Source organism: Faecalicatena fissicatena (assembly GCF_016900595.1).
Classification (GTDB): Bacteria; Bacillota; Clostridia; order Lachnospirales; family Lachnospiraceae; genus Claveliimonas; species Claveliimonas intestinigallinarum.
Genome location: NZ_JACLYY010000002.1, coordinates 74,878 through 100,386 on the forward strand (window position 1 = coordinate 74,878; position 25,509 = coordinate 100,386).

Sequence of the window (25,509 nt, forward strand, 5' to 3'; positions counted from 1 at the left end):
TTTTACAGGTATGGTATAATGAATCAAATTTACGTACTGATTGTAAAGGGTGACACCTGAGCAAAAAGGCGCATTTACAAATGGACAAGCGGGAGTATTTTATACTTTTTTAGTCTGCGCCTTCGGGTGCAGACTATTTTTATGCCGCAGAGGACAGACAGGAGGATTATGGACACTGAGACACTGATCGACAAACTGCACAGGGAGCGGGCCCTCTCCGGGGAGGAGTGGGTCCGGGTCATTGACGGGCGCACCCCGGAGACAGCGGAGTATCTCTTTGGCCTGGCCCGGCAGGTGCGGCAGGCCGTCTACGGGAAGGATGTCTACATCCGGGGACTCATCGAGTTCACCAACTACTGCCGGAACGACTGCTACTACTGCGGCATCCGAAAGAGCAACTCTCACGTCCAGCGCTACCGGCTGTCCCAGGACCAGATCCTGGACTGCTGCCGCCAGGGCTATGAGCTGGGATTTCGCACCTTTGTGCTCCAGGGCGGGGAGGATGGCTGGTTCACAGACGAGAGGATGGTCTGTCTCATCCGGAGCATCAAGGCCGGATTTCCGGACTGCGCGCTGACCCTCTCCATCGGCGAGCGGGGGCACGACTCCTACCGGGCCTTTTTTGACGCCGGAGCGGACCGCTACCTGCTGCGCCACGAGACCAGCAGCAGCGACCACTACGCAAAGCTCCATCCGCCGTCTTTGAGCGCCGCTCACAGGAAGGCCTGCCTCCTGGACCTGAAGTCCATCGGCTACCAGGTGGGGGCCGGCTTTATGGTGGGCTCCCCCTTCCAGGAAACCCGGCACCTGGCACAGGACATGCTCTTTCTGAAGGAGCTTGGGCCCCACATGGTAGGCATCGGCCCCTTCATCCCCCACAGGGACACGCCCTTTGCCGGGGAAGAAGCGGGCTCGCTGGAGCTGACGCTGTACATGCTGGGTCTTCTGCGGCTCATGCTGCCGGACGTCCTTCTGCCTGCCACCACCGCCCTCGGCTCCATCCGAGACGGAGGGCGGGAGCTGGGCATTCTGGCAGGGGCCAACGTGGTCATGCCCAACCTGTCCCCCAGGGATCACAGGAAGGACTACTCCCTCTACGACAACAAGCTGAACACTGGCGCCGAGTCCGCAGAGGGACTGGCGGATCTGTCCCGGCGCGTGGAGCAGACCGGCTGCCGCATTGCGGTCTGCCGGGGCGACTGGCGTCCCTGCCCTGATCAGGAGTAAATAAAACCCGCCCCACAGGGGAGGATTTACAGCAAGGAGGATTTTAAAAATGTATGATGTAAATTCCACACATCCGGACGACTTTATCAACCACCAGGAGATTTTGGAGACGCTGGCCTTTGCGGAGGAGAATAAACACAATGAGGCCCTCATAGACGAAATCCTGGAGAAAGCCAAAAAGAGAAAGGGGCTCTCCCACAGGGATGCCGCCGTTCTGCTGGACTGCGACATTGAGGAGAAGAACCAGGAGATCTATCGGCTGGCAGAGCAGATCAAGAAGGATTTCTACGGCAACCGCATCGTCATGTTTGCCCCCCTCTATCTGTCCAACTACTGCATCAATGGATGCACCTACTGCCCCTACCACCTGAAGAACAAGCACATCCCCCGCAAGCAGCTCTCACAGGAGGATATCCGGCGGGAGGTCATTGCCCTCCAGGATATGGGACACAAGCGCCTGGCCCTTGAGGCTGGCGAGGATCCGGTACGCAACACGATGGACTACTACCTGGACAGCATCAACACTGTCTACAGCATCAAACACAAAAACGGCGCTATCCGCAGAGTCAACATCAACATTGCCGCCACCACAGTGGACAACTACCGTCTCCTCAAGGAGGCCGGCATCGGCACCTACATCCTCTTCCAGGAGACCTACCACAAGGAAAGCTACCTTGAGCTCCACCCCACAGGCCCCAAGCACGACTATGACTACCACACCACAGCCATGGACCGGGCCATGGAGGGCGGGATCGATGACGTGGGCATCGGCGTCCTCTTTGGTCTGGATAAATACCGGTATGAGTTCACCGGCCTTCTCATGCACGCGGAGCACCTGGAGGCTGCCTTCGGCGTAGGCCCCCACACCATCAGCGTGCCCCGCCTGCGGGATGCGGACGACATCGATGCCAGCTCCTTCAAAAACGGCATTGACGACGAGACCTTTGCCAAGATAGTAGCCTGCATCCGCATTGCCGTTCCCTATACCGGCATGATCATTTCCACCCGGGAGAGCAAAAAGTGCAGGGAGAGGGTTCTCCACCTGGGCATCTCCCAGATCAGCGGCGGCTCCCGCACCAGCGTAGGCGGCTACTGCGAGCCGGAGCCGGAGGACGCACGGTCCGAGCAGTTCGACGTGATCGACAGCCGCACCCTGGACGAGGTGGTTCGCTGGCTCATGGAGATGGACTACATCCCCAGCTTCTGCACAGCCTGTTACCGGGAGGGCCGCACCGGCGACCGCTTCATGTCCCTGTGCAAGAGCGGACAGATCCAGAACTGCTGCCATCCCAACGCCCTCATGACACTGGAGGAGTACCTGATGGATTACGCCTCCCCGGAGACAAAGGCTATCGGCGACCGGCTCATTGACCGGGAGATCCAGAACGTGCCAAACCCCAAGGCCCGGGCCGTGGTGGAGGAAAATCTCCGCCTCATCCGCGAGAACAACCGGCGGGATTTCCGCTTCTGACCGGTTCCCTCAGCAACTGGAAACACTGACAGAAGAACCTTACAGGAGGAGAAATATGAGCTTAAACAACACCCCTTCCGCCGAGCGGACACACATCGGCATCTTCGGACGGCGTAACGCCGGCAAATCCAGCCTCATCAACGCCCTCACCTCCCAGAGCCTGGCCATTGTATCGGACATCAAGGGCACCACCACCGACCCGGTGACAAAGGCCATGGAGCTGCTGCCCTTAGGGCCTGTAGTGCTCATCGACACGCCGGGCCTGGACGACACGGGAGAACTGGGGAAATTGCGCATCCAGAAGGCCTACCAGATGCTGAACAAGACCGACATCGCTGTCCTGGTGGTGGACGGCCCCGCCGGACTGACAGAGGAGGACCGGCAGATCCTTGCCCGGATCCAGGAGAAACACATTCCCTGCCTGGTCGCCGTGAACAAAGCGGATCTCCTCCCGGAGACAGCCGAAGCTTCTGCTGCCCTCAAAAACAACATAGCCAGTCAGGCAGAAGCCCCGTCAGGAACCGCTGTCTCTGCGCTGCCTGTCAGCGCGAAGACCGGCCAGGGGATACAGGAGCTGAAGGAGCGGATCGCTGCCCTGGCGCCAAAGGAAGATGAGAGCCGGCGCATCGTGGGAGACCTTCTCTCCCCCATGGATCTTGTCTGTCTCGTCATCCCCATCGACAAGGCTGCCCCCAAGGGCCGGCTCATCCTGCCCCAGCAGCAGACCATACGGGACATCCTGGACACAGGAGCTCTTGCCCTGGCGGTGCGGGACACGGAGCTTAAGGCGGCGCTGGAGGGAAAGGACGGAAAGCCGGGCCTGACGCCCAGCCTCGTCATCACCGACAGCCAGGCCTTCGCCTACGTCTCCTCGGTGGTGCCCCCGGAGATCCCCCTCACCTCCTTCTCCATCCTCTTTGCCCGGTACAAGGGCAATCTAAAAGCCCTGGCAGAAGGCGCCAGGGCTCTGGATACACTGAAAAAAGGAGACCATGTGCTGATCTGCGAGGGCTGCACCCACCACAGGCAGTGCGGGGACATCGGCACGGTCAAGCTGCCCGCCCTCATCCGGCGGCACACCGGCCTCACAGGTACGGAGGATCTGTCCTTCTCCTTCACAAGCGGGACGGAGTTCCCGGAGGATCTGTCCGGCTATCGGGTAATCATCCACTGCGGCGGCTGCATGCTGAACGAGCGGGAAATGAAATTCCGGATGGCCTGCGCAAAGGACACCGGCGTCCCCATGACCAACTACGGCATCGCCATCGCCCACATGAACGGGATACTGGAGCGGAGCCTGGCTCCCCTTGCGGGCAGTCTCTGACAGGCTCCGGCAGGGCGCTGACTCTAGTAGGGCATCAGGCCCCGCATGATGGCGCCGAAGGACGCGAGGAACATGACCACACCGATCACAAGAATATAGGCGCTGATCCCCAGAAGGGCGAGCAGCGTCTTTCTTTTTTCCCTGGGGAACAGTCCCCGGTCATATCCGGGCTGCCCCCTGTGGATCAGATAACGGCCAATATAGATGAGGAAGGGCGCTCCGCAGGCGTACAGCATATAGACCGCCACGGTAAAAAGGGGCAGATGGCTCGACATAGCTGTCTGCACCGCCTCTATGTCCCCTGTGCTCTCCTGCACCGGCATGAGGGACAAAAGCCCCAGAAGCAGCACCGGCACCGCGTTATTGACAAAGTGGAAGAGCATACTGTAAAACAGGTTGTCCGTCTCCACCAGAAGATACCCCAGGGCCACGCCCAGGATAGCGGTGGGGATCATTCTCCACACACTGCCGTGGAAAGCGCCGAACACCACAGCCACGATGAGGATGCCGGCCCACTTGCTCTTCATGCCCCGCAGACAGCCAAGAAAGCCTCCCCGAAAGGCCATCTCCTCGCAAACGGCAGGCGTCAGGGCCACCAGGAACAAGGCCAGCAGCACAGGGACGCTCACCACAATATCCTGCACACCCTGGCCGGCCCCCAGCACCTCCTGGGGAAAGAAGTAGGACACAAGCATGGTCACAGCCATAGCCGCGAGGAAGGTGCCAAGCCACAGGATCAGCGTGCCCGCCACCTTGGAGGCCCGGGGCCATTTAAAGGGAAAGACTCTCCGCAGGTCCGCCCGGAACAGGGCCGCCAGAAGGACTGCCAAAAGAGCCAGCAAAAGCTCGTGGAGCAGGGTGCCCCACACCCCGAACCACAGGCCCAAAAATCCGCTCACCACAAAGATATCCAGCGCAAATGCAAGTACAAACAGGACGGCCATCCAGGGCCTTAAATGTCTTTTTTCCATAATAAAATAATCCTCTTCTTTCTTCTGTTCTGCTGTTTCTGTTGTTCCGTCAGATTCTAGTGAAAAATTATATTGTAGAGCATCAGGAGCATGATCAGGATGACAAGAGCCTTGCCGAACACAGCCCCCCTGCCATACTCGTCAAACACCCTGTTTTCCTCGAAAATCCCAGGATCGCTCTTTCTCTCCTTCCACTGGAAATCATCCATATAGTGCTTCCAGCCGGTTCTGTCCGTGTATACCGTCACCTCCGGGGACGCCAGATAGCGGTGGATGGGGCGGCTGTAGGCAGGGCTCTCGATCCGGTTTACAACCCCTGTCACCGGGTCCGGCACCTCCGCCTCCAGCACATAGTACCTCCGGTACCTGGTCCTGTGATGGCTGTCCTCATAGGGTGCGCTCTTCATGATGACATTCACGATCCGGCCTCTGGCTGCATTGCCGAACTCCCTGATCTCCCGTCCCTGCCTGCGGTAAAACAGAGCCCTCCTGACGCCCTGCACCGCGGTGAACACAGGAAGAAGCCCGGCCACCAGAAACAGAAGATAAGCGCTCTGAAATCCGCCGCCCGCGATGCCCCGCATCAGGCCCGCATACCAGACCAGTACGAAAATAATGGTAAAAGCGGTTCCTCTCATTTCCTCCTGGGCCGGACGTATCCTTTTTCTGAACATAACCTTTTCCCCTCTGGCAGAGCACGCTCTGCCGCCCTTCCTATTATGTATACAATTTTCTTTAATATAGCACCCCGGAAGAGGTATGTCAAGAAACCATACGCCTTGCCTGCTGCCATTTTTCGCGGTATAATCTTGAATGGCGGAGCATCCCTTTAAAGAAATGCTCCCACACAAAGGAGAAAACCATGTATACCTTCATCATAAACCCTGCCTCCCGCTCCGGCCTGGGCCGGCAGGTCTGGGAGAGCCTGGAGCCGATCCTCAGGGAGCGGGGCGTTCCCTACAGGGCGTATCTGACCCGCTGTCAGCGCCACGCTACCCGTCTGGCCCGGGAACTCACGGCGGACGGGAAGATCCATACCATCGTGGTCCTTGGGGGAGATGGCACAGTAAACGAAGTCATAGGCGGCATACAGAACCTTTCCGCCACCACGCTGGGCTATATCCCCGTCGGCTCTGGAAATGATTTCGCCAGATTTTTCCGCTTCCCCTCCGATCCAGGGGAGGCTCTGTCCCTCGTACTGGATCCCCCGGCGTACGCGGATATGAATATAGGAAATATTGTATACAGCGGGCACAGCAAGCGCTTTGCGGTCAGCGCCGGACTCGGCTTTGACGCGGCAGTCTGCCACCAGGCGGTGATCTCCCGGCTGAAGCCGGTCCTGAACAGACTGCACCTGGGCAAGCTGACCTACGCGCTGATCGCGCTGGACAGGCTCCACTTCCTGCGGCCTGCCAGGGTCACTGTCACACTGGATGACGGGTCTGCCCGCACCTTTTCGGACACGCTTTTTGTGGCGGCCATGAACCACCCCTACGAGGGCGGAGGCTTTAAATTCTGCCCGGACGCGAACCCCTGCGATGACAGGCTGGACGTCATTGCGGTGTCCGGCATATCCCGCCTTAAGGCGGTGTTCCTTTTGCTCCTGGCGCAGAAGGCCGCCCACACGAAAGCCTCCGGCATCTGCATCCGCTCCTGCAGGCAGATCCACATCGAGAGCGACACGGCCCTCCCCGTCCACACCGACGGAGAGCCTGTGTTCCTTCAGCGGCAGATGGATATCTCCCTGCTGCCGGAGCGCCTGCGGGTCATCGTGCCCGGAAGAGCGTCCTCCCGCTCCTGAAACTGAAGACAACGCACCAAAAGAAAGGAAGCCTGAAATACCATGTCCATCTATCTTCTGATCTTCATCGCCCTGCTGGCGGCCGGGGCGGCCCTGTATCTCTTCTCCATCTCCCCCCGCCGGTCCCGGCTGCAGGAGATGCGCAGGTTCATGAAGACCAAATTTGCCCACCGGGGCTACCACTGTGCGGCCAGGAAAATCCCGGAGAACTCCCTGGCCGCCTTCAGGGCCGCCCTGGACTGCCACTACGGCATCGAGCTGGACGTGCACCTGACAAAAGACGGCCAGGTGGCCGTCTTCCACGACGACACGCTTGAGAGGGTCTGCGGGGTTCCCGGCTCCGTGGAGTCCCACACCTACAGCGAGTTAAAGCAGCTGTTTCTCCAGCACACGGCCGAGCGGATCCCTCTTCTTGCCGACGTGCTCTCCTGTGTAGACGGGCGGGTTCCCCTCCTCATCGAGCTAAAGCTACCCGGCAGATCCATGAAGCTCTGCGAGAAGACCTGCGAGCTCCTGCAAGGCTACAAAGGCCCCTGCCTGATCCAGTCCTTCAACACGCTGGGGCTTCGCTGGTTCCGACTCCACGCGCCCCACATCCTGAGAGGCCAGCTGTCCTCCAACCTGACGGCGGACGACGACACGGCGCCCTACATCCTGCGGTTCCTTGTGAAGCACATGCTGTCCAATTTCCTGGGCAGGCCGGACTTCATCTCCTATAAGCTGAAGGATCTGCCGGAGCCAGGCGTCTGGCTGTGCCGGGTCCTCTTCCGGACGCCTGTCGCAGTGTGGACGCTGAACTCTGAAAACGCCATGAGAAGAGGTATTTCCGGGTATGAAATGCAGATTTTTGAAAAAGAAGCTGAATTTTATTAAGAAACAGTGAAGCGCCTTGTTGAATAATTTTTTTCGTGTTATAATCCGATTGAACTGGAAATATAACTTTTATATGGAGATCATGCATCAGATCGGAAGGACGTATCAATATGTTTGAAAAGGCAAAAAACTTCATTAAAAAGTACCGTCATGCCTGGGTACTGCTGTACGGCTTCATCTACATGCCCTGGTTCCTCTGGCTGGAGAAGCATGTGCGCCGCGGCTATTACCTGATCCACTCTCCGCTGGATGACTATATACCCTTTGTGGAATATTTCATTATTCCGTATTTTCTCTGGTTTGTGTTTATCGCAGTCACAGGGGCCTACTTTTTCCTGACGGACAGACGGGGTTTTTACAGGATGTGTACGTTCATGTTTTCAGGCATGACCATATTTCTTATCATTTGCACCATCTTTCCCAACGGTCTGGCTCTCCGGCCGGAGACCTTCCCGCGGGACAATATATTCACGGACGCGGTGAGATGGCTGTACCAGACAGACACCCCCACCAACGTGCTGCCAAGCATCCACGTCTTCAACTCCCTGGGCGCGGCCTTCGCCATCGGGCACAGCCACGCTCTTCGGAAAAAACAGTGGGTACAGCCTGCGGCTTACGTGCTGGCAGGACTCATCATCCTGTCCACCATGTTCCTGAAGCAGCATTCTGTGACAGATGTATTTGCAGCCATGGTTATGGCAGGCGTAATCTACTCTTTCGTGTATGTGCCTGCCGGGAAAAAGGCTCCAAGCCTCTCCCATCAGCCAACATAAACGCAGGCATCCCTTGCGGTAAAGGGATGCCTTTGCTATAATTTATTATAATAATGCTTACTTTAAGGAGGAATAATTATGTACGCAGAATTTACAGATAACCTTGTAACAGGAAATGAGATGATCGACTCCCAGCACAAGGAGCTCATCGAGAAGATCAACGCGGTGATGGAGAGCTGCGAGCAGAGTAATGACAAGGCTGTTGCTGTCAAGACGCTGGACTATCTGGAGGACTACACAAACTATCACTTCTCCGCTGAGGAGCAGCTTCAGAGAGAAATTGATTACCCCGGCTTCCAGAAGCACAAGGAGCAGCACGACATCTTCAAGCAGACCATCGCTGACCTGCAGGACATGCTGCAGGAGGAGGAAGGCCCCTCACCGGCTTTCGTTGCCAAGGTGCAGGAGAAGGTAATCGAGTGGCTCTATGTACACATCCAGGGATTTGACCGTTCTGTAGCTGAGTACAAATTCATGCGTGAGAACAACGAACGCCTGTAAACCGCAAAGGGGAGTCTTACCGATGAAAAAGATACAGGGCCTTCTTGTTCTGGTGGCGGCCATCGCCCTCATTGCCGTGGGCTTTCTGGCCTCTCGACTTCTGGAGAGCGGCCCGGAGGTGACTGTCAGCGCTACTTCCATCGAGGAACGGCTGACCCGCTGCAGCTCCCTCACCACCGCCCGCCTGGAATACAGAGGGCTTGTCAAATACGAGGAGGGTGACATCCCCCTCATCAATAAAAAGGCTTTTTCCATGATCTACGACGCCCAGATCAGTGCGGGCATCGACCTTGAGAACGCCCAGGTGGAGATCAGCGGCCGTGATATCAGCATTACCCTCCCGGAGCCTGCCGTCCAGGACATCACCATCGACCCGGACTCCCTGGAGTTCTACGATGAGCAGTTTGCTCTCTTCAACTGGACCGACAGGGAGGACACGGTAAAGGCCATGGACTATGCCATGGAGGACGCCCAGGCCAAGGCCACGCAGACCGACATCCTGGCCCAGGCCAAGAAGCAGGCCCAGACCGTGATCGAGACCCTTCTGGCTCCGGTCACAGAGGACGGCGGCTACACGCTGCACATCCAGTAGCCCCCTGCCATGTGTCAAATCGTATCAAGTAAATGTTGTTCTAAACTAAAAGCTTTCGCAGACACCTCTGCGAAAGCTTTTATATTTCCCGTATCATCCTGTCTCATTCCCTGTATCTCTCATTTCCCAGCCGGATCTTCAGATACCCGGCGTACTTCTCAAAGGCGGAGGGGATGGCGTACTCCTCCTGGGCGGTCCTTGGATGGATAAAGATCATCTCCTCCCGACAGGACTTCTCCAGCTCATCCACCTGCACCAGGTAGCCCACCATGTCCCACTCCACATGGCTGAAGATATGCCGGGCTTCACCCAGCTTCTTCACCCGGACAGGGACAAGGCCGATGTCCTTGCTGTAGGCCACCGCCTCCTCCATGGTCAGGTGACCCTCCACGTTGGGGAGCTCATAGAGCCCTGCCAGAAGTCCCTTTGACGGGCGCTTTCGGATGGCTGCCGTGTCCCCGTCCCGGAAGATAAAGACAGTCCTCTTCTCCACCCGGCGTTTCTTTGCCTTTGTCCGCACCGGCAGCTCACTCTGGATTCCCTCTCTCTTTGCCCGGCACAGGTGGGCCAGGGGGCACTGGACGCACTTTGGCTCTCCGCCCGGGAGACACACCAGCGCCCCAAGCTCGATGAGCCCCTGGTTGAAGTCGCTGGCCGCGTCGGCGGGGATCACCTCCTGCAGCTCCTCCTCCGTCTTCCGCTTCACAGAGGCCTTCATGATGTCCTCCCTGCTGCCCAGAAGCCGGGAGACCACCCGCAGCACGTTCCCGTCCACCGCAGGCCGGGGAAGCCCGTAGGCAAAGGCGCTGACAGCCCCCGCCGTATAGCTCCCGATTCCCGACAGGGAAAGGATATCCTCATACCTGTCCGGGAACACACCCCCGTACTCCTCCATGATCTGACGGGCCGCCTTCTGCATGTTCCGCACCCGGTTATAGTAGCCCAGGCCCTCCCACAGCTTCAGCAGCACGTCCTCCGGCGCCTCCGCCAGCGCCTTCACGTCCGGCAGTGCCGCCAGGAACCGCTCGTAGTAGGGCTTCACCGCCTCCACCCGGGTCTGCTGCAGCATGATCTCAGACACCCACACCCGATAAGCGTCCGGGTGCTCCCGCCAGGGGAGCTCCCTTTTATTTTTCCGGTACCAGTCCACCAGAGGCTTCCGGATTTCATAGAGGATCCTCTCCCCCAGCACCACAGGCACTTCCCTCCGGATGGAGATGCTCTCTTGCTCCACATGGCAGTCCCAGGCTGTCACCCGCACGCCTGCCGCCGCCGCTTTCTTAAGAGCCTCCCCGAAGGCGGGGTGGGTGTCCATGTTGGGCGTAAAAAAGTCCACCCCCTCCATCTGCACTACAAAAAAGACGACAGCCTCCCAGCCCTCCTTGACTGCGGCGGACAGCTCCTCCATGTGCTTCACCGCCCGCTCGCTGGGTGCGTCCGGGAAGCGCACCACGCCGTCCTCCTCCAGAGTGACTCCCTTCACCTCGATGAGGATCTTCCGCTCTCCCGCCTCGGCGTACAGATCGATTCTGGAATTTCCAAAGGTGTACTCCGGCTTCAGATAGGTGATCCCGGGCAGAAAGGCGCGGCCCTCCTCTGTCTCCTCCAGCCACTCCCTCACAAGAGCGTTGGGTATCTGGGAGTCCATGTTGATGAGCCGTTCTCCCTTCCACACGGCGATCAGATCCCACTGTGTCTTCCTCTGGGGGTTATCCGACTTCTGCACACAGACCCTGGCGCCGGGCACAAGAAGCTCCGCGCATCTGCCTGTGTTCTTCACATGAACCGTCTCTTTTACGCCCTCTATCTCCACATAGGCGATGAACCGGTTGGGCCGCTCAAGGAATGTTCCTTCCTGTATTCTCTCGTATCTCATACTCTGTCACGCCATCCTCTCAAGAAATCCGGGCAGGTCACGGAGATTCTTCAGCTCCCCGTCTATCTTTTCTTCCAGCTCCTCGCCCGCTCCCGTCAGGTCCGGCACCATGACCACATTGCAGCCGGCCCCCAGAGCTGAACGAAGGCCGTTGGGGGCGTCCTCCACGGCCAGACACTCCTGGGGCTTACAGCCCACCTGCCGGCAGGCGTACTCGTACACGTCCGGATAGGGCTTGCCCCTCTCCACCATAGTGGCGCACACGAGCCTGTCAAACCACTCTATGATCCCCGTCTCCGTCAGATACTGCCGGGTCCTCTCCTCGTCCGTGGCGGTCACCACGGCCAGCAGGTATCCGGCCTCCTTCAGGGCCTTCAGGGTCTCGTCCACAAAGGGCTTCTTCTCCACCCCGTGCTCCTTCAGATGCCGGCTCATCAGCTCTTTGCGCCGCTTTCTGATCCCCCAGTAGTCCGCCTCCTCCCCAAAGCGCTCCGCAAACCACCGGCTGGCGTAACGGCTGGCAAAGCTGCGCAGCATGCAGGAGTCCTCCACCGTCATCTCCACCCCGTGCTCCCGGGCGGCCTGCCGCCAGAACCGGGTCAGGTATTTCTCCGTGTCGATCAGCGTGCCATCCATATCAAACAGGACTGCTCTTATCATACTATCTGCCTTCCCTTCCATAAAATCTATTCTATTGTCCACGTTTTCCCGCGCAATGTCAAATGGTTTGTCTACTAGAAAGCGGATATACACTCCGAAAAATGTATATCCGCTGCATTTTTTCTATTCAGGGAACCTTTTAAAGCACCTTTGACAGGAATTCCCGGAGTCTTGGCTCTTTCGGATTTGTAAAGAACTCCTCCGGCTCTGCCTCTTCCCGGATCTGTCCGGCGTCCATGAAGATCACTCTGGTTCCCACCTCCCGGGCAAAGCCCATCTCGTGGGTGACCACCACCATGGTCATGCCGTCTCTCGCGAGCTGCTTCATCAGATCCAGAACCTCTCCCACCATCTCCGGGTCCAGGGCGGAGGTGGGCTCGTCAAAGAGCATCACATCCGGCTCCATAGCCAGAGAGCGCACGATGGCGATCCTCTGCTTCTGTCCTCCCGAGAGCTGGGACGGATAGGAATGGGCCTTCTCCTCAAGGCCAACCAACTGCAGGAGCTCCATGGCCTGCTTCTCGGCCTCCTCCCTGCTCTTCTTCAACACCTTGATGGGAGCCAGCGTGATGTTCTCCAGAATGGTCTTGTGGGGGAACAGATTAAAGTGCTGGAACACCATGCCCATCTTCTGGCGGTGCTTGTCTATATCCACCTTCTTGTCCGTGATATCCACACCTTCAAAATAGATGTGTCCGCTGGTGGGAACCTCCAGAAGGTTCAGGGATCGCAGAAAGGTGGACTTTCCGGAGCCGGAGGGCCCCACGATGACCACCACTTCCCCCTTGCGGATCTCGCTGGTGACGCCGTTCAGCGCGTGGAGAGCGCCTCCGAACACCTTATGTACATCTTCGACTCTTATGAGCACTTCTCCGTTAGTGATCACTGTTTCTCAGCCTCCTTTCAAGCAGACTTACCAGCCTGCTGAATATCAGCACCATGACGAGATAGATCAGCGCCACCGCGATGAGAGGCATGAACGCGTCATAGGTCCTGCTCCGGATGATGTCGCCTCCCTTTGTGAGATCCTGCAGGGCGATATAGCCGGATACAGAGGTCTCCTTCAGAAGGGAGATAAACTCATTTCCCAGCGCCGGCAGCACGTTCTTAAACGCCTGGGGCATGACTATATAGAACATGGTCTGGCGGTAATTGAAGCCAAGGCTCCTGCCCGCCTCAAACTGCCCGTTGTCAATGGACATGATGCCGGATCGGAAGATCTCCGCCACGTAGGCTCCGGAGTTGATACCGAAGGCCATAACCGCGACCACGACCTTGCTGATCGTCGTACTTCCGAATATGACAAAGTAGATGATCAAAAGCTGTACCACCACCGGGGTTCCCCGGATCACGGTCAGATAGACATTGCACAGCACATTTAGTATCTTCAGCTTTCCCGTTCGGTCGTGGGTGGAGCGCACAATGGCCACCAGAAATCCAAGGACAATGCCCAGGATGACGGCGCACAGCGTGATCTGCAAAGTCACGATCAGGCCGTCTGTCAGATACTGCCACCGATTGTCCGTTATAAAATTATTTACAAATTTTGACTGCAAATCCTGCAACATCTCTTACACCTTTTCTTCCCTATTCAGCGTCAGCTTCGCTGTCCGCGGAGATATATTTTGCGATGATCTCATCCAGCTTGCCAGACTCCTTCAGAGTAGCCAGCGCATCGTTGATCTTATCTACCAGCTCTGTGTTGTCCTTGGCAACCGCGATAGCGTAGTCCTCCTCGGTAAATGCCTCGTCCAGGATCTTCAGCCCCTCGGACTCTGCCACGAACTCCTTGGCCGGCTCGCCGTCGATGATAACCGCGTCGATCTTGTCCTGCGTCAGGGCCTGCACAGCCTCAAATCCCTTGTTGTACTGCTCTACTGTGGCATCCTCGATATCTGTGGCGTAGAGGTCGCCTGTCGTTCCAAGCTGTACGCCGATGGTCTTTCCGACCAGATCGTCCGGTCCGGTGATGTCGCTGTCCTCTTTTACGATAATCACCTGTGTAGCGTGAGCATATGTATCTGTAAATGCCACGCTCTCCTCACGATCCGGTGTAACGGTCATGCCGGCAGCTCCGATATCTGCCTTTCCGCTTGTGACAGCCGGAATGATAGAGTCAAATGCCATATCCTCTACCTTCAGCTCCATGCCAAGCTCCTCGGCAATGGCTGACGCAATGTCCACGTCAATGCCCACAACCTCGTCTCCCTCGTGGTACTCGTAGGGCGGGAACTCCGCGTTTGTGGCCATGACAAGTGTGTCGTCACCGCTGTCCTCTGATCCGCCCTCAGAGCTTCCTCCGCAGGCAGCCAGTCCCATTGTGCACACAGCGACAAGCAGCATGCTTAAAACTTTTTTCATCTTCATAATTCTTTCCCTCCAGAATATATTTTTTCATTATTAATGCATAAAGATACACGTCAGTAAATATTCTAACATGTCCAGAATAAAAAACAAGTGGCTTTTTCTATATAATCTATAGAAAAAACCACCAGTTTTTTATGCAATGATCATCTGAACGATAGCCGCGATAATGATGACCGCGCCGAGAGCGATCCTGTAGTAGCCGAAAACCTTGAAATCATGCTTCTTGATATAGCCCATCAGGAACTTGATCGCCACTATGGACACGCCAAAGGATACTACGCATCCAAGAAGCAGCAGCCCCGCCTCCTTCGCTGTGAAGGAGAGTCCAAAGCCGATCAGCTTCAGGAAGCTGGCTCCGAACATGACCGGTATGGCGAGAAAGAAGGTAAACTCCGCAGCCACGCCCCTGGAAATGCCGATCATCAGCGCGCCCACGATGGTAGCCCCGGATCTGGACGTGCCGGGAATGAGGGCCAGCATCTGGAACACACCGATCCAGATCAGCATCTGGACGGACAGCTCCGATATCTTGGTCACCTTCGGGCGGACATGCTTGTTCCTGTTTTCCACTATGATAAAGAGGACACCATATACGATCAGCATCACCGCCACAGGAAGCGGCTTGTAGAAGATGGCGTCCAGGTAATCGTTGAACAGAAGTCCCACCACTGCCGCCGGAACAGAGGCGATCAGCACCTTGATCCACATCTGCCAGGTCAGCAGCTTCTGCTTCTTCGTCTTCTTCGGCGAGAAGGGGTTCAGCTTGTGGAAGTAGAGCACCACCACCGCCATGATGGCGCCCAGCTGGATGACCACGTTAAACATCTCCATAAAGGCATCGCTTAAGTTCGGCTGCAGGAGATCTCCCACAAGGATCAGATGACCGGTGCTGCTGACCGGAAGCCACTCGGTAATTCCCTCCACAATGCCCAGGATTATGACTTTGATAATATCTAACATATGCTATCTCCTTTTAAATTTTATCATGCTCCTCATTCTGCCGCAGATCCCGCAGAACGTACTTCTCAATGGCCGCCGCGGCTCCCTCCCGGTCGTTGGAGAGAGTGATCACATCCGCCGCTGCCTTCACCTCATCTGTGGCGTTTTCCATGGCCACGCCAAGGCCCGCCTCCCTGAGCATGGCAATGTCGTTGGAGCCGTCCCCCACTGCCATGATCTCCTCCCGGCGTATGCCCAGGAGCTCTCCCAGGATCAGAAGACCTCGGCCCTTGTTCACGCCCTTTGCGTTTACTTCTATATTATTGCTCAAAGCGCCTGTTATTTCAATATCCGGGACCTCTTTTTCTACCTCCTGCCAGGCCTTTTCACGCTCCTCCTTTGTGCGGAACAGAGCATGGACCTTGTCGGTGGGTGCCTTGCGCTCCTCGAACATGGCCATCACATCCTCCACCGGGCATCTGGAACCTGCTATATAACGGGCCATGGGCGCTTTGGGCACGTACTCATCGATGCGCTTCAGCTTCTCCTCATCTGCATATCCCACGCCGTCATAGTAAATCTCCATCAGAGCGTCATAGCGGCTACATATCTCCAGCACCCTGCTCCCTGTCTCGTAGGAGACAAGGCCTTCGTAGATCACCCTGTCCTCCTTCAGATCCACGATCCGTGCTCCGTTGGAGGCCACCGCGTAGCGCACCCCCGGAAGCTTAAGCACCTCCTCCGGGATGCCTGTCAGCGGCCTGCCTGTGGCCGGGAGCACTGTGACTCCTCTGTCAATAGCTTCCAGCAGAACCTCCTTTGTGTGCTCTGTCAGTTCTTTCTCCGTTGTGAGAAGGGTGCCGTCCATATCCAGCCCGACCATTTTTATCCTGTATCCCTTAGTGCTGCACTTCGTCATATGCCAGTAATTCCTTTCCTTCTTTCGTAAAGACCATCAGGCTTCTGCTCACCCTGTCCTGGCTCCTCTCGTAGGCCTCCCTGCCAAATTCGATCATCCTGGCAAGCTTCTCCTCGTCCCCTGCCGGCACAAAGAGCACCATGTCCTTTGAAGGCGCCATGATCACCAGGTCATCATCCAGCTTCTGCACGCACACATCCCATATATGCCGCAGGCACAGGGAGCTGGCCTCGTGGTGTCCGTCCGCCAGGACGGCGTATCCCCCGTACCAGGTATGGCCAAAGACAAATTCCACGTCCCGGGCCAGGTTCTCACACGCCCTGTAGTAGAGCTTCTCTATATCGCAGTCCGGCGGCAGCATATTGTCCTTTATGATCTCATATGCGTCCTCCCCCCTCTGTATGACCAGAAGCACCGTGAGATTTCCAACAAAAGAAATCAGAGGCGTGTCCTTCTCGGAAATATTTTTCCCGTTCAGGGCATGGCTGTCACGCAGCTCCTCCTTCACCCAGGGATAAATCTTGTCCTCTATATTTTCCATTCTGTATTTTTCTTCTTCGTATTTTTTCATAAACTCCGCTCCCTCCCGGATCTGTTCTATTCTATAAAATTATTCTTAAATCATCATAACAAAATTTGCGAAATAAAGCAATTTGTTGTATAATAGTTAGACGTTCGGATATATAAAAATTTGTAAGCGGACGTGCGGAACTCGCCGAGAGAAAGGAAATGTATATATGATGAGTACGAAATTCAAGCGCATGCTGCGGGCCGGCGTTGTGGCCGGATGTGTCGCAGCCATGGGGTGTACCGGCACTCTGGTATACGCAGAACCTTCTACGGAAGAACTGGAACAGCAAAAGGGCGCCCTCGAGGACGAGGTTAACAGCCTGAACGAGGAACTGAATAGTCTCAGCAGCGATATAGAGAAACTCTCCACCAAGATGGAAGAAACCGAAGCTGCTATGGAAGAAACCCAGAAACAGATGGATGAAGCACAGAAGAAAGGCGAGGAACAGTACGAAGCCATGAAGCTCCGCATCAAATATATGTACGAGGCGGGGGACACCACATTCCTTGAGCTCCTCTGCTCAGCGGAAGACATGGCAGATTTCCTGAACAAGACAGACTTTGTTCAGAATGTAAGCGAATACGACCGGGAGATGCTCAAGGAGCTGGAGAATACCCAGAACGAGATCAAAAAGCAGGGAGATGCCCTCAAGGAGCAGCAGACATCCCTGGCAGATATGGAGGAGGAGCTGAACACAAAGCAGGCAGAGCTTGAGCAGCAGATTTCCGACAAATCCGATCAGATCTCAGAGTACAGCAGTCAGATAGAGAAGGCAAAGGAGGCGGAAGCGCTGCTTGCTCAGCAGAGGGCAGCGGCACAGGCGGCAGCCCAGCAGCAGGCACAGCAGGCGGCGTCAGGAAGCTCAGGCAGCGGCCAGACAGGAGGCGGCAGCGTTTCCACAGACGGCAAGCAGAGCCTTGGCCGTTTCCGCATCACCCATTACTGCCCCTGCTTCTACTGCACAGGCAGCTGGGGCGGCAGCCACACGGCAAGCGGCACAGTTCCCACAGCGGGACGGACCATTGCAGTGGATCCGAGCGTTATTCCTCTTGGCTCACAGGTTATTATAAACGGACATGTGTACACCGCTGAGGACACCGGCGGCGCCATCAAGGGAAATGTGATCGACATTTTTGTAAACGACCACTCCACGGCACTGGCATGCGGCGTCTATTACGCGGAGGTGTATCTGGCAAACTAAAAAGAGCAGTCAATAGACAGAAGGCGCCCCTTTCGGAGCGCCTTCTCTTTGTGAGAAAAACTTATGAGAAAAACTATTTGCCGTAATAGCATTTGAGATAGATTTCTTTCATTTCCTTCATCAGCGGATATCTCGGGTTTGCACCTGTACACTGGTCGTTGAAGGCCTGCTCTGTCATCTCATCCAGAGTGTCAAGGAAGTACTTCTCGTCAATGCCATACTCCTTGATGGACTTCTTGATGCCGATCTTCTCCTTCAGATCCTCCAGTCTTGCGATGAAGTCGTCGAATACCTCTTTATCTGTGTTGCCCTTGCAGCCTGCGTAGCGTCCAAGCTCTGCGTAGTCTGCCAGTGCATGTGGATACTGATACTGTGAGAATGTTCCCATTCTTGTCGGAACTTCCTCTGCGTTGTATTTCATAACCTCTGTCAGGATCACAGCGTTTGCGATACCGTGCGGCAGGTGATGGAAAGCGCCCAGCTTGTGAGCCATGGAGTGGTTCAGGCCAAGGAACGCGTTTGCGAACGCCATACCAGCCATGCAGGAAGCGTTGGCCATTGCCTCGCGGGCCTTCGGATCCTTCGCACCGTTCTCGTATGCGGACGGCAGGTTGTCAAATACCATCTTGACAGCCTTCATGGAGAGACCCTTTGTAAAGTCTGTAGCCATGATGGATACGTAGGACTCGATGGCATGTGTCATAACATCGATACCGGATGCACATGTCAGTCCCTTGGGCTGTGTCATCATGTTGTCCACGTCCACGATTGCCATGTCAGGCAGGAGCTCGTAGTCAGCGATAGGCCATTTTACGCCTGTTGTCGCGTCTGTGATGATGGCGAAAGGTGTCACCTCGGAACCTGTACCGGAGGATGTGGGGATGGCTACAAAGTAAGCCTTCTCGCCCATCTTCGGGAATGTGAATACCCTCTTGCGGATATCCATGAAGTCCATGGCCATGTCAGCGAAGTCTGCTTCCGGATGCTCGTACATTACCCACATGATCTTGCCGGCGTCCATTGCGGATCCACCGCCCAGAGCGATGATGGTGTCGGGCTCGAAGGCCTTCATCTGCTCCACGCCCTTCTGTGCGCACTGCAGTGTCGGGTCCGGAGCTACCTCGTAGAAGCATGTATGCTGAATACCCATCTGGTCCAGTTTTTCCTCGATCGGTTTCACGTAGCCGTTCTGATACAGGAAAGTATCTGTTACGATAAATGCTTTCTTCTTGTGCATGATGGTTCCCAGCTCGTCCAGGGCAACCGGCATGCAGCCTTTCTTAAAGTAGATCTTTTCTGGTGTTCTGAACCACAGCATATTCTCTCTCCTCTCGGCCACTGTCTTGATATTGATGAGATGTTTTACTCCAACGTTCTCTGATACGGAGTTTCCGCCCCAGGAACCGCATCCAAGAGTAAGGGATGGCGCAAGCTTGAAGTTGTACAGATCACCGATACCGCCCTGAGAGGAAGGTGTGTTGATCAGAATACGGCAGGTCTTCATTGCAGCAGAGTGCTTTGCGATCTTCTCTGTCTCGGAGGGATCGATGTACAGCGCTGATGTATGGCCGTATCCGCCGTCCTCTACCAGCTTCTCTGCCTTCTCGAGAGCCTCGTCAAATGTCTTTGCCTTGTACATGGCAAGTACAGGAGACAGCTTCTCGTGAGCGAACTCCTCGGAGATGTCCACGGACTCAACCTCGCCGATGAGGATCTTTGTATTAGCCGGAACCTTCACCCCTGCCATCTCCGCAATCTTCACGGCTGACATTCCGGGGATCTTGTTGTTCAGCTTGCCGTCGATGATGATGGTCTTGCGGACCTTGTTCAGCTCATCGCCGGGCTTCAGGAAGTAGCATCCGCGGTAAGCGAACTCTTTCTTTACTTCCTCGTAAATGCTCTCCAGAACGGTCACAGACTGCTCGGAAGCACAGATCATACCATTGTCAAATGTCTTGGAGTGGATGATGGAGTTTACTGCGTTCTTGATGTCAGCTGTCTCGTCGATGATGACCGGTGTATTTCCAGGTCCAACGCCCACTGCCGGTTTTCCGGAAGAGTATGCTGACTTCACCATTCCAGGACCGCCTGTCGCAAGGATCAGGTCAGAGTCCTTCATAACAGTTGTTGTCAGCTCCAGTGACGGAGCATCGATCCATCCGATAATTCCCTCAGGTGCTCCTGCCTTTACAGCGGCATCCAGAACAACCTTAGCAGCCTCGATCGTACATTTCTTTGCAGCCGGATGGGGGCTGATGATGATCGCATTTCTTGTCTTCAGACAGATCAGTGTCTTGAAGATTGCTGTAGAAGTCGGGTTTGTAGTCGGAATAACAGCGGCTACCAGTCCCACAGGCTCAGCGATCTTTTTGATGCCGTAGGCCTTGTCCTCCTCGAACACGCCGCAGGTTTTTGTGTGCTTGTATGCATTGTATGTATACTCAGCCGCATAGTGGTTCTTGATGACCTTGTCCTCTACAAGACCACGTCCTGTCTCCTCCACTGCCATCTTTGCAAGGGGGATACGCATCTTGTTGGCCGCCATAGCTGCCTCAAAGAAAATCTTGTCTACCTGCTCCTGTGTGTAGGTGGCAAATACCTTCTGGGCTTCTCTCATTGCTTTCATCTTTGCTTCGAGAGCTTCCACGCTGTCGATAAATGTTGGTACCACCGCTTCTTCTTTCTTTTTAGCCATTTTGGTTTCCTCCGTAAATAGTTTTTCGTTGTTTTTCTTCAACCTGGGTTTAGTATACAGGTTCGTTAAATATTTGTCAATAACTTTTTGATATTTTTTTAACAAATATTTCTCTCTCTGTTTTTTCAATGACTTTGCTTCTTTTTTCCACTGCCCTCCTTTATCGTTCGCTCTTCGTTTCAGTGAGTGTATTCTATCATATTTTATCTGATTTGTAACTACTATTTCAAAAAGTATATTATTTAACAATAAATTAACTGTAAATAATTAGCTCTTTTCACGAACTTTGACACAACTATAACAATTTATATTCCCCATTGCCCCCTCTGATCTGGACAGAACTGAGCAGGGCAGCTGCAGCATAAAAAAAAGAGTTCCACTGGAACTCTTTTTTAATACCTGTCTAATGATTTTCCGATCAATCTCTTATACGAGCTCGATCAGAACCTCCATAGCAGCGTCACCTTTACGCTGACCAATCTTGATGATTCTTGTGTAACCACCGTTGCGGTCTGCATACTTCGGCGCGATCTCGTCGAACAGCTTCGCTACCATATCGATCTCTTTTGTATTTTTCTTTCTTCCGGCTGCTGTCTTCGGAACCTCTGTCACAGGGCACAGAACCTTCAGCATCTGACGTCTTGCGTGAAGTCTGGAAGGCATATCCTTCTTGATCTTCTTCTCTACTTCGTCATATACTGTCACTTTCTTTCCGTCTACAACTTCCTTTACTCTCTTGCCGTCTTTGTCCTTGCGGGCAACCTTGGCCTTAACAGTAACCTCCTCGAAGTTGTCCTTCTCCTTTACTGCCATAGCGATCAGGCCCTCTGCGATCTTGCGGATCTCTTTAGCCTTTGCCTCTGTTGTACGGATCTTGCCGTTGTTTAAGAGAGCTGTCACCTGGTTTCTCAGTAATGCTTTTCTCTGGCTTGATGTTCTGCCAAGTTTTCTATATTTTGCCATTTTTCTTCTCCTCCAATATTTAACATCTGGTTATGCATCTTCGGGCTTACTAGCCAAATGCCGCCGCCACGCATCTTTGGGCTTACTGGCGGCTGGGCGTGGGTTGTGGTTATATATGACATATAACACATATCTAACGGGGATTAAAGAGCTAGTTCTTCGAACTAGAACTCGAGCGTCGCCTGACGGCTCACTCTCGCTAAGTGCTCACACCTTACTCCTCTCCCTGCTTTTAGCGGAACCTGCTCGAGCTTACGCTCGATCAGTATCGCCAGGGCTCGTCGTTTTACTCCTCGCCTTGACTCAGCTCAAGACCGAGTTCTTTTAATTTTGCCAGCACTTCCTCCAGGGATTTGCGTCCCAGGTTGCGGACCTTCATCATGTCCTCAGGTGTGCGGTTTGTCAGCTCTTCCACTGTGTTGATGCCGGCGCGCTTCAGACAGTTGTAGGAGCGCACGGAGAGCTCGAGCTCGTCAATGCTCATCTCGAGAACCTTCTCCTTCTCGTCATCCTCCTTCTCGATCATGACCTCAGCGGCCTGTGCCACCTCAGAGAGATCGATAAACAGCTTCAGGTGCTCGCTGAGAACCTTTGCGGCAAGGCTGACTGCCTCGTCCGGATGAAGTGTGCCGTTTGTCCACACATCAAGTGTCAGTTTGTCAAAATCTGTGATCTGGCCCACACGGGTATTCTCAACCGTAAGGTTCACTCTCTCAACAGGTGTGTAGATAGAGTCAATGGGAATAACCGCAATGGGAAGATCCTCATTCTTGTTCTTATCTGAACTTACATATCCTCTGCCCTTTGTGATAGTCAGTTCCATGTAAAGCTTGCTGTCCGCGCCGCCGTTCAAAGTGGCGATGACAGTCTCCGGATTCATGATCTCAATGTCTGAGTCCGCCTGTATATCAGCACCAGTTACGACACCCTCACCTTCAAACTCAATGTAGGCTGTCTTTGGTTCGTCTGTCTCAGATGTATTTTTAATAGCCAGAGATTTCAAATTCATGATGATCTCTGTCACATCTTCCTTCACACCCGGGATAGAACTGAATTCATGCAGCACACCGTCGATCTTCACCTGGCTGATGGCAGCTCCGGGAAGAGATGAGAGCATGATCCTTCTAAGAGAATTTCCAAGTGTTGTACCGTAGCCTCTCTCAAGAGGCTCTACTACAAATCTTCCATATCTCTTATCTTCTGACATTTCTGTAATTTCGATATTCGGTTTATTGAAATCAAACACTATATAGTCCCTCCTTATGGGCTGATAATTTTCTGAGGGTTAATTACTTTTCTAAATTAATTATTTAGAATACAACTCGACGATCAGCATCTCGTCTACAGGAACGTCAATCTCATCGCGTGTCGGAAGTTCTTTTACAGTTCCCTTCAGAGCCTCGTGGTCTACTTCGATCCATGCAGGTACAAGACGTCCGCCTGTCACCTCGATGATATCTTTGTATCTCTGGGAACCTTTGCATTTCTCTTTGATCTCGATCACATCGCCTGCCTTAACAAGGTAAGAAGGAATGTTTACCTGCTTCCCGTTAACCAGCACATGCTTGTGGTCTACGATCTGTCTTGCCTCGCGGCGTGTTCTGGCAAGCCCCATGCGGAACACTACATTGTCAAGTCTTGTCTCAAGCAGAACCATCAGGTTTGTACCTGTCATGCCCTTCTGCTGTTTTGCCTTCTTGTAGTAGTTTCTGAAAGGCTTCTCAAGAACGCCGTAGATGAATTTTGCTTTCTGCTTCTCGCGGAGCTGCAGTCCGTACTCACTCATCTTTCTGTTTGATCTCTTTAACTGTCTGTTAGACTTTTTATCAATTCCTAAATAAACTGGGTCCATGCCAAGTGAACGGCATCTTTTAAGAACCGGAACTCTGTTTACTGCCATGTTTTCGCTTTCCTCCTGATTTCTTGGGATATTGAAATCCAATTCACTGTTTCTGTTGTTAATATCTTAATTAATCCTGAAACACAATCCGAAGACTAGACTCTTCTGCGTTTCGGCGGACGGCATCCGTTGTGGGGAACCGGTGTTACGTCTCTGATGCTTGTAACGTCAATTCCACATGCCTGAAGGGCACGGATTGCTGCCTCTCTTCCCGAACCAGGTCCTTTTACCATAACATCTACTGTCTTTAAGCCGTGTACCAGAGCTGCCTTTGCTGCTGTCTCAGCTGCCATCTGTGCTGCATACGGAGTAGATTTCCTTGAACCTCTAAATCCCAGACCACCAGCACTTGCCCATGACAGAGCATTTCCCTGTGCATCTGTTAATGTTACGATTGTATTGTTAAAAGATGACTGGATATGTGCTTGTCCGTGTTCAACGTTTTTCTTGACACGTTTCTTTGTCACTTTTTTTGTAACTTTCTTTGCCATTTAAACTAACCTACTTTCTTGAAATTTGCGTTGTTTTCGATTGATAAGGTAGTTCAGGCCTTCGGCCTGAACAAAGAAATACCAAAACACTTTCATCGTGGAGGTAGTTCGCTCAACTAAGCTCAAGCTGCACTCTTCGAGTTTGCTTTCGCTAAGGTTCGCGAACGGCCTCGCGCTGGAATTCGGGCTTCGCTATTGCTCGCCCTCATTAAGCTGCTTTCGGCCTATTTCTTTTTATTAGCAACTGTTCTCTTAGGACCTTTTCTTGTTCTTGCGTTTGTCTTTGTCTTCTGTCCACGAACCGGGAGTCCTTTTCTGTGACGGATACCTCTGTAGCATCCGATCTCCTGTAATCTCTTGATGTTCAGCGCGATCTCTCTTCTCAGATCACCTTCTACCATCTGTGTCTCATCGATGACTGCGCTGATCTTCTTTACATCGTCGTCTGTCAGATCTCTGCAGCGGATGTCCGGATCAACTCCTGCTTCTTTCAGAATACGTGTTGCGCTCGGTCTTCCGATACCGTAAATATAGGTCAGTCCGATTTCTACACGTTTGTCTCTTGGTAAGTCTACACCTGCAATACGAGCCATGTGATTTTCCTCCATTTGATCTTTGTTGTTTAATATTGTCCTAAATTGAGGCTGCGGGCACTGGATTTTTTCCTGTTCCCTACCGGAACGCAGTAATGTTCCGATATCCCAGCCCAGGCGTGTCGGTATTCACGCCCTTTCCGGCAGCCGACATACCATCGGCTAATGACCGCCGGTATTGTAAGCAATATACTAGAAACCCCTGTGGAATATCCACGCTCTGTCGGTGTTTCATGTATATTAAATAGTATGAGCACTGCACACACACCCTGGCGTGTCATACTATCAGCCGCCCAAATTAACCCTGACGCTGTTTATGCTTTGGGTTCTCGCAGATAATGCGAATGCTTCCTTTTCTCTTGATTACTTTGCATTTCTCGCAAATTGGTTTTACTGATGATCTAACCTTCACGTCAAATCCTCCTTTCATCCATTGCCTGCTTGGTTCCGAGGCGCTTTTTCCGGAAATCCCGTAACAAGGCATAAAAATCCCCGGGAAATGCGCCTATATAGTATAGCACCGCGTTTCAGGCAAGTCAATAGATTTTCCCGTTGTTTCTAAGATAATTTACAGCTTTTTACTTGTCTCTCCAGATGATCCTTCCCTTTGAGAGATCATAGGGTGACAGCTCCAGTGTCACTTTGTCTCCCGGCAGGATCTTGATAAAATTCATACGCAGCTTTCCGCTGATATGAGCCAGCACCTGGTGGCCGTTCTCCAGCTCCACCTGGAACATTGCGTTTGGCAGTTTCTCTACTACAGTTCCTTCGATTTCGATAACGTCAGCTTTTGACATGTCT

At 54.0% G+C, this 25,509-nt stretch carries 27 protein-coding genes; 9 read left to right on the plus strand and 18 right to left on the minus strand.

Going from position 1 to position 25,509, the window contains the following annotated elements:
- Window positions 1-168: 168 nt before the first annotated feature.
- From hydE to hydF, 3 genes are read left to right on the plus strand one after another with little or no spacing between them, the layout of a single operon-like run.
- Window positions 169-1,227: a [FeFe] hydrogenase H-cluster radical SAM maturase HydE gene (gene hydE / locus H7U36_RS02350; RefSeq protein ID WP_330637005.1), complete on the plus strand. Its 1,059-nt coding sequence runs from the start codon at window positions 169-171 to the stop codon at window positions 1,225-1,227.
- Between the two features lie 49 nt (window positions 1,228-1,276).
- Window positions 1,277-2,698 (plus strand): [FeFe] hydrogenase H-cluster radical SAM maturase HydG, encoded by a 1,422-nt coding sequence (gene hydG / locus H7U36_RS02355; protein ID WP_033125633.1) that lies wholly within the window; start codon window positions 1,277-1,279, stop codon window positions 2,696-2,698.
- Between the two features lie 55 nt (window positions 2,699-2,753).
- On the plus strand, window positions 2,754-4,022 hold the full coding sequence (gene hydF, locus H7U36_RS02360) for a [FeFe] hydrogenase H-cluster maturation GTPase HydF (protein WP_191493953.1): 1,269 nt from the start codon (window positions 2,754-2,756) through the stop codon (window positions 4,020-4,022).
- Window positions 4,023-4,045: 23 nt separating this feature from the next.
- Here the strand turns inward: hydF and H7U36_RS02365 are convergent, their stop codons facing one another.
- Both H7U36_RS02365 and H7U36_RS02370 read right to left on the minus strand, forming a co-directional pair.
- Entirely contained in the window at window positions 4,046-4,993 is a 948-nt protein-coding gene (locus H7U36_RS02365) for a type II CAAX endopeptidase family protein (RefSeq protein WP_138302838.1), read from the minus strand.
- A 56-nt stretch (window positions 4,994-5,049) separates the two neighbouring features.
- On the minus strand, window positions 5,050-5,667 hold the full coding sequence (locus tag H7U36_RS02370) for a hypothetical protein (protein ID WP_033125613.1): 618 nt from the start codon (window positions 5,665-5,667) through the stop codon (window positions 5,050-5,052).
- A 188-nt stretch (window positions 5,668-5,855) separates the two neighbouring features.
- Between H7U36_RS02370 and H7U36_RS02375 the strand changes: the two genes are divergently transcribed.
- From H7U36_RS02375 to H7U36_RS02395, 5 genes are all read left to right on the plus strand, one after another.
- Window positions 5,856-6,794, plus strand: a complete 939-nt coding sequence (locus H7U36_RS02375; protein ID WP_033125612.1) for a diacylglycerol/lipid kinase family protein — start codon at window positions 5,856-5,858, stop codon at window positions 6,792-6,794.
- 42 nt (window positions 6,795-6,836) lie between these two features.
- Window positions 6,837-7,667 carry a glycerophosphodiester phosphodiesterase gene (locus H7U36_RS02380; protein ID WP_033125611.1) on the plus strand — a complete coding sequence of 277 codons (831 nt, stop codon included), beginning with the start codon at window positions 6,837-6,839 and terminating at the stop codon, window positions 7,665-7,667.
- 110 nt (window positions 7,668-7,777) lie between these two features.
- Complete coding sequence (locus H7U36_RS02385; RefSeq protein ID WP_191493955.1) at window positions 7,778-8,440, plus strand: phosphatase PAP2 family protein; 663 nt, start codon at window positions 7,778-7,780, stop codon at window positions 8,438-8,440.
- Window positions 8,441-8,518: 78 nt separating this feature from the next.
- Entirely contained in the window at window positions 8,519-8,941 is a 423-nt protein-coding gene (locus H7U36_RS02390; protein WP_033125609.1) for a bacteriohemerythrin, read from the plus strand.
- A 22-nt stretch (window positions 8,942-8,963) separates the two neighbouring features.
- The gene (locus tag H7U36_RS02395) at window positions 8,964-9,533 is read left to right on the plus strand and encodes a DUF4230 domain-containing protein (RefSeq protein WP_033125608.1); all 570 of its coding nucleotides are present in this window, start codon (window positions 8,964-8,966) and stop codon (window positions 9,531-9,533) included.
- A gap of 103 nt (window positions 9,534-9,636) precedes the next feature.
- On the opposite strand, the gene mutY is transcribed toward H7U36_RS02395, so the two are convergent.
- From mutY to H7U36_RS02435, 8 genes are all read right to left on the minus strand, one after another.
- Window positions 9,637-11,409 carry an A/G-specific adenine glycosylase gene (gene mutY, locus H7U36_RS02400; protein WP_205155656.1) on the minus strand — a complete coding sequence of 591 codons (1,773 nt, stop codon included), beginning with the start codon at window positions 11,407-11,409 and terminating at the stop codon, window positions 9,637-9,639.
- A gap of 6 nt (window positions 11,410-11,415) precedes the next feature.
- Complete coding sequence (locus H7U36_RS02405) at window positions 11,416-12,069, minus strand: HAD family hydrolase (protein ID WP_205147724.1); 654 nt, start codon at window positions 12,067-12,069, stop codon at window positions 11,416-11,418.
- 139 nt (window positions 12,070-12,208) lie between these two features.
- Entirely contained in the window at window positions 12,209-12,955 is a 747-nt protein-coding gene (locus H7U36_RS02410) for an amino acid ABC transporter ATP-binding protein (protein ID WP_205155657.1), read from the minus strand.
- The gene (locus H7U36_RS02415; protein WP_191493767.1) at window positions 12,945-13,637 is read right to left on the minus strand and encodes an amino acid ABC transporter permease; all 693 of its coding nucleotides are present in this window, start codon (window positions 13,635-13,637) and stop codon (window positions 12,945-12,947) included. Before H7U36_RS02415 ends, H7U36_RS02410 begins: the two co-directional genes overlap by 11 nt.
- Window positions 13,638-13,656: 19 nt before the next feature.
- Window positions 13,657-14,436: a basic amino acid ABC transporter substrate-binding protein gene (locus H7U36_RS02420; RefSeq protein ID WP_191493766.1), complete on the minus strand. Its 780-nt coding sequence runs from the start codon at window positions 14,434-14,436 to the stop codon at window positions 13,657-13,659.
- 132 nt (window positions 14,437-14,568) lie between these two features.
- Window positions 14,569-15,396 (minus strand): undecaprenyl-diphosphate phosphatase, encoded by an 828-nt coding sequence (locus tag H7U36_RS02425; RefSeq protein WP_033125602.1) that lies wholly within the window; start codon window positions 15,394-15,396, stop codon window positions 14,569-14,571.
- A 13-nt stretch (window positions 15,397-15,409) separates the two neighbouring features.
- Entirely contained in the window at window positions 15,410-16,294 is an 885-nt protein-coding gene (locus H7U36_RS02430; protein ID WP_243127122.1) for a Cof-type HAD-IIB family hydrolase, read from the minus strand.
- Window positions 16,275-16,865: a hypothetical protein gene (locus tag H7U36_RS02435; RefSeq protein WP_033125600.1), complete on the minus strand. Its 591-nt coding sequence runs from the start codon at window positions 16,863-16,865 to the stop codon at window positions 16,275-16,277. The genes H7U36_RS02430 and H7U36_RS02435 overlap by 20 nt, the downstream gene beginning before the upstream one ends.
- A 166-nt stretch (window positions 16,866-17,031) precedes the next feature.
- Between H7U36_RS02435 and H7U36_RS02440 the strand changes: the two genes are divergently transcribed.
- Window positions 17,032-18,066 (plus strand): 3D domain-containing protein, encoded by a 1,035-nt coding sequence (locus H7U36_RS02440; RefSeq protein WP_205155658.1) that lies wholly within the window; start codon window positions 17,032-17,034, stop codon window positions 18,064-18,066.
- Window positions 18,067-18,139: 73 nt separating this feature from the next.
- Here the strand turns inward: H7U36_RS02440 and adhE are convergent, their stop codons facing one another.
- From adhE to infA, 8 genes are all read right to left on the minus strand, one after another.
- A complete protein-coding gene (adhE, locus tag H7U36_RS02445) occupies window positions 18,140-20,761 on the minus strand; it encodes a bifunctional acetaldehyde-CoA/alcohol dehydrogenase (protein WP_033125599.1) in 2,622 nt (873 codons plus the stop codon).
- Window positions 20,762-21,187: 426 nt separating this feature from the next.
- A complete protein-coding gene (locus H7U36_RS02450; RefSeq protein ID WP_033124799.1) occupies window positions 21,188-21,724 on the minus strand; it encodes a bL17 family ribosomal protein in 537 nt (178 codons plus the stop codon).
- A 286-nt stretch (window positions 21,725-22,010) separates the two neighbouring features.
- Entirely contained in the window at window positions 22,011-22,970 is a 960-nt protein-coding gene (locus H7U36_RS02455; protein ID WP_033124798.1) for a DNA-directed RNA polymerase subunit alpha, read from the minus strand.
- A gap of 60 nt (window positions 22,971-23,030) precedes the next feature.
- Complete coding sequence (gene rpsD, locus H7U36_RS02460) at window positions 23,031-23,624, minus strand: 30S ribosomal protein S4 (RefSeq protein ID WP_033124797.1); 594 nt, start codon at window positions 23,622-23,624, stop codon at window positions 23,031-23,033.
- Window positions 23,625-23,719: 95 nt separating this feature from the next.
- Window positions 23,720-24,115 (minus strand): 30S ribosomal protein S11, encoded by a 396-nt coding sequence (gene rpsK, locus H7U36_RS02465; protein WP_033124796.1) that lies wholly within the window; start codon window positions 24,113-24,115, stop codon window positions 23,720-23,722.
- A 224-nt stretch (window positions 24,116-24,339) separates the two neighbouring features.
- Complete coding sequence (rpsM, locus tag H7U36_RS02470) at window positions 24,340-24,708, minus strand: 30S ribosomal protein S13 (protein ID WP_138302836.1); 369 nt, start codon at window positions 24,706-24,708, stop codon at window positions 24,340-24,342.
- 298 nt (window positions 24,709-25,006) lie between these two features.
- Entirely contained in the window at window positions 25,007-25,120 is a 114-nt protein-coding gene (gene rpmJ / locus H7U36_RS02475; RefSeq protein ID WP_003022746.1) for a 50S ribosomal protein L36, read from the minus strand.
- Between the two features lie 166 nt (window positions 25,121-25,286).
- On the minus strand, window positions 25,287-25,505 hold the full coding sequence (gene infA / locus H7U36_RS02480) for a translation initiation factor IF-1 (protein WP_004607275.1): 219 nt from the start codon (window positions 25,503-25,505) through the stop codon (window positions 25,287-25,289).
- Between the last annotated feature and the right edge of the window lie 4 nt (window positions 25,506-25,509).

Coding starts and splice junctions, on each gene's coding strand:
- H7U36_RS02415 (WP_191493767.1), bottom strand. CDS start 13,637: ATGTTGCAGGATTTGCAGTCAAAATTTGTAAATAATTTTATAACGGAC.
- H7U36_RS02425 (WP_033125602.1), bottom strand. CDS start 15,396: ATGTTAGATATTATCAAAGTCATAATCCTGGGCATTGTGGAGGGAATT.
- H7U36_RS02430 (WP_243127122.1), bottom strand. CDS start 16,294: ATGACGAAGTGCAGCACTAAGGGATACAGGATAAAAATGGTCGGGCTG.
- rpsK (WP_033124796.1), bottom strand. CDS start 24,115: ATGGCAAAGAAAGTTACAAAAAAAGTGACAAAGAAACGTGTCAAGAAA.
- H7U36_RS02390 (WP_033125609.1), top strand. CDS start 8,519: ATGTACGCAGAATTTACAGATAACCTTGTAACAGGAAATGAGATGATC.
- H7U36_RS02420 (WP_191493766.1), bottom strand. CDS start 14,436: ATGAAGATGAAAAAAGTTTTAAGCATGCTGCTTGTCGCTGTGTGCACA.
- hydG (WP_033125633.1), top strand. CDS start 1,277: ATGTATGATGTAAATTCCACACATCCGGACGACTTTATCAACCACCAG.
- H7U36_RS02380 (WP_033125611.1), top strand. CDS start 6,837: ATGTCCATCTATCTTCTGATCTTCATCGCCCTGCTGGCGGCCGGGGCG.
- H7U36_RS02385 (WP_191493955.1), top strand. CDS start 7,778: ATGTTTGAAAAGGCAAAAAACTTCATTAAAAAGTACCGTCATGCCTGG.
- H7U36_RS02450 (WP_033124799.1), bottom strand. CDS start 21,724: ATGGCAAAATATAGAAAACTTGGCAGAACATCAAGCCAGAGAAAAGCA.
- H7U36_RS02405 (WP_205147724.1), bottom strand. CDS start 12,069: ATGATAAGAGCAGTCCTGTTTGATATGGATGGCACGCTGATCGACACG.
- H7U36_RS02370 (WP_033125613.1), bottom strand. CDS start 5,667: ATGTTCAGAAAAAGGATACGTCCGGCCCAGGAGGAAATGAGAGGAACC.
- infA (WP_004607275.1), bottom strand. CDS start 25,505: ATGTCAAAAGCTGACGTTATCGAAATCGAAGGAACTGTAGTAGAGAAA.
- H7U36_RS02435 (WP_033125600.1), bottom strand. CDS start 16,865: ATGAAAAAATACGAAGAAGAAAAATACAGAATGGAAAATATAGAGGAC.
- H7U36_RS02395 (WP_033125608.1), top strand. CDS start 8,964: ATGAAAAAGATACAGGGCCTTCTTGTTCTGGTGGCGGCCATCGCCCTC.
- hydE (WP_330637005.1), top strand. CDS start 169: ATGGACACTGAGACACTGATCGACAAACTGCACAGGGAGCGGGCCCTC.
- rpsD (WP_033124797.1), bottom strand. CDS start 23,624: ATGGCAGTAAACAGAGTTCCGGTTCTTAAAAGATGCCGTTCACTTGGC.
- rpsM (WP_138302836.1), bottom strand. CDS start 24,708: ATGGCTCGTATTGCAGGTGTAGACTTACCAAGAGACAAACGTGTAGAA.
- H7U36_RS02365 (WP_138302838.1), bottom strand. CDS start 4,993: ATGGAAAAAAGACATTTAAGGCCCTGGATGGCCGTCCTGTTTGTACTT.
- H7U36_RS02375 (WP_033125612.1), top strand. CDS start 5,856: ATGTATACCTTCATCATAAACCCTGCCTCCCGCTCCGGCCTGGGCCGG.
- mutY (WP_205155656.1), bottom strand. CDS start 11,409: ATGAGATACGAGAGAATACAGGAAGGAACATTCCTTGAGCGGCCCAAC.
- H7U36_RS02440 (WP_205155658.1), top strand. CDS start 17,032: ATGATGAGTACGAAATTCAAGCGCATGCTGCGGGCCGGCGTTGTGGCC.
- adhE (WP_033125599.1), bottom strand. CDS start 20,761: ATGGCTAAAAAGAAAGAAGAAGCGGTGGTACCAACATTTATCGACAGC.
- hydF (WP_191493953.1), top strand. CDS start 2,754: ATGAGCTTAAACAACACCCCTTCCGCCGAGCGGACACACATCGGCATC.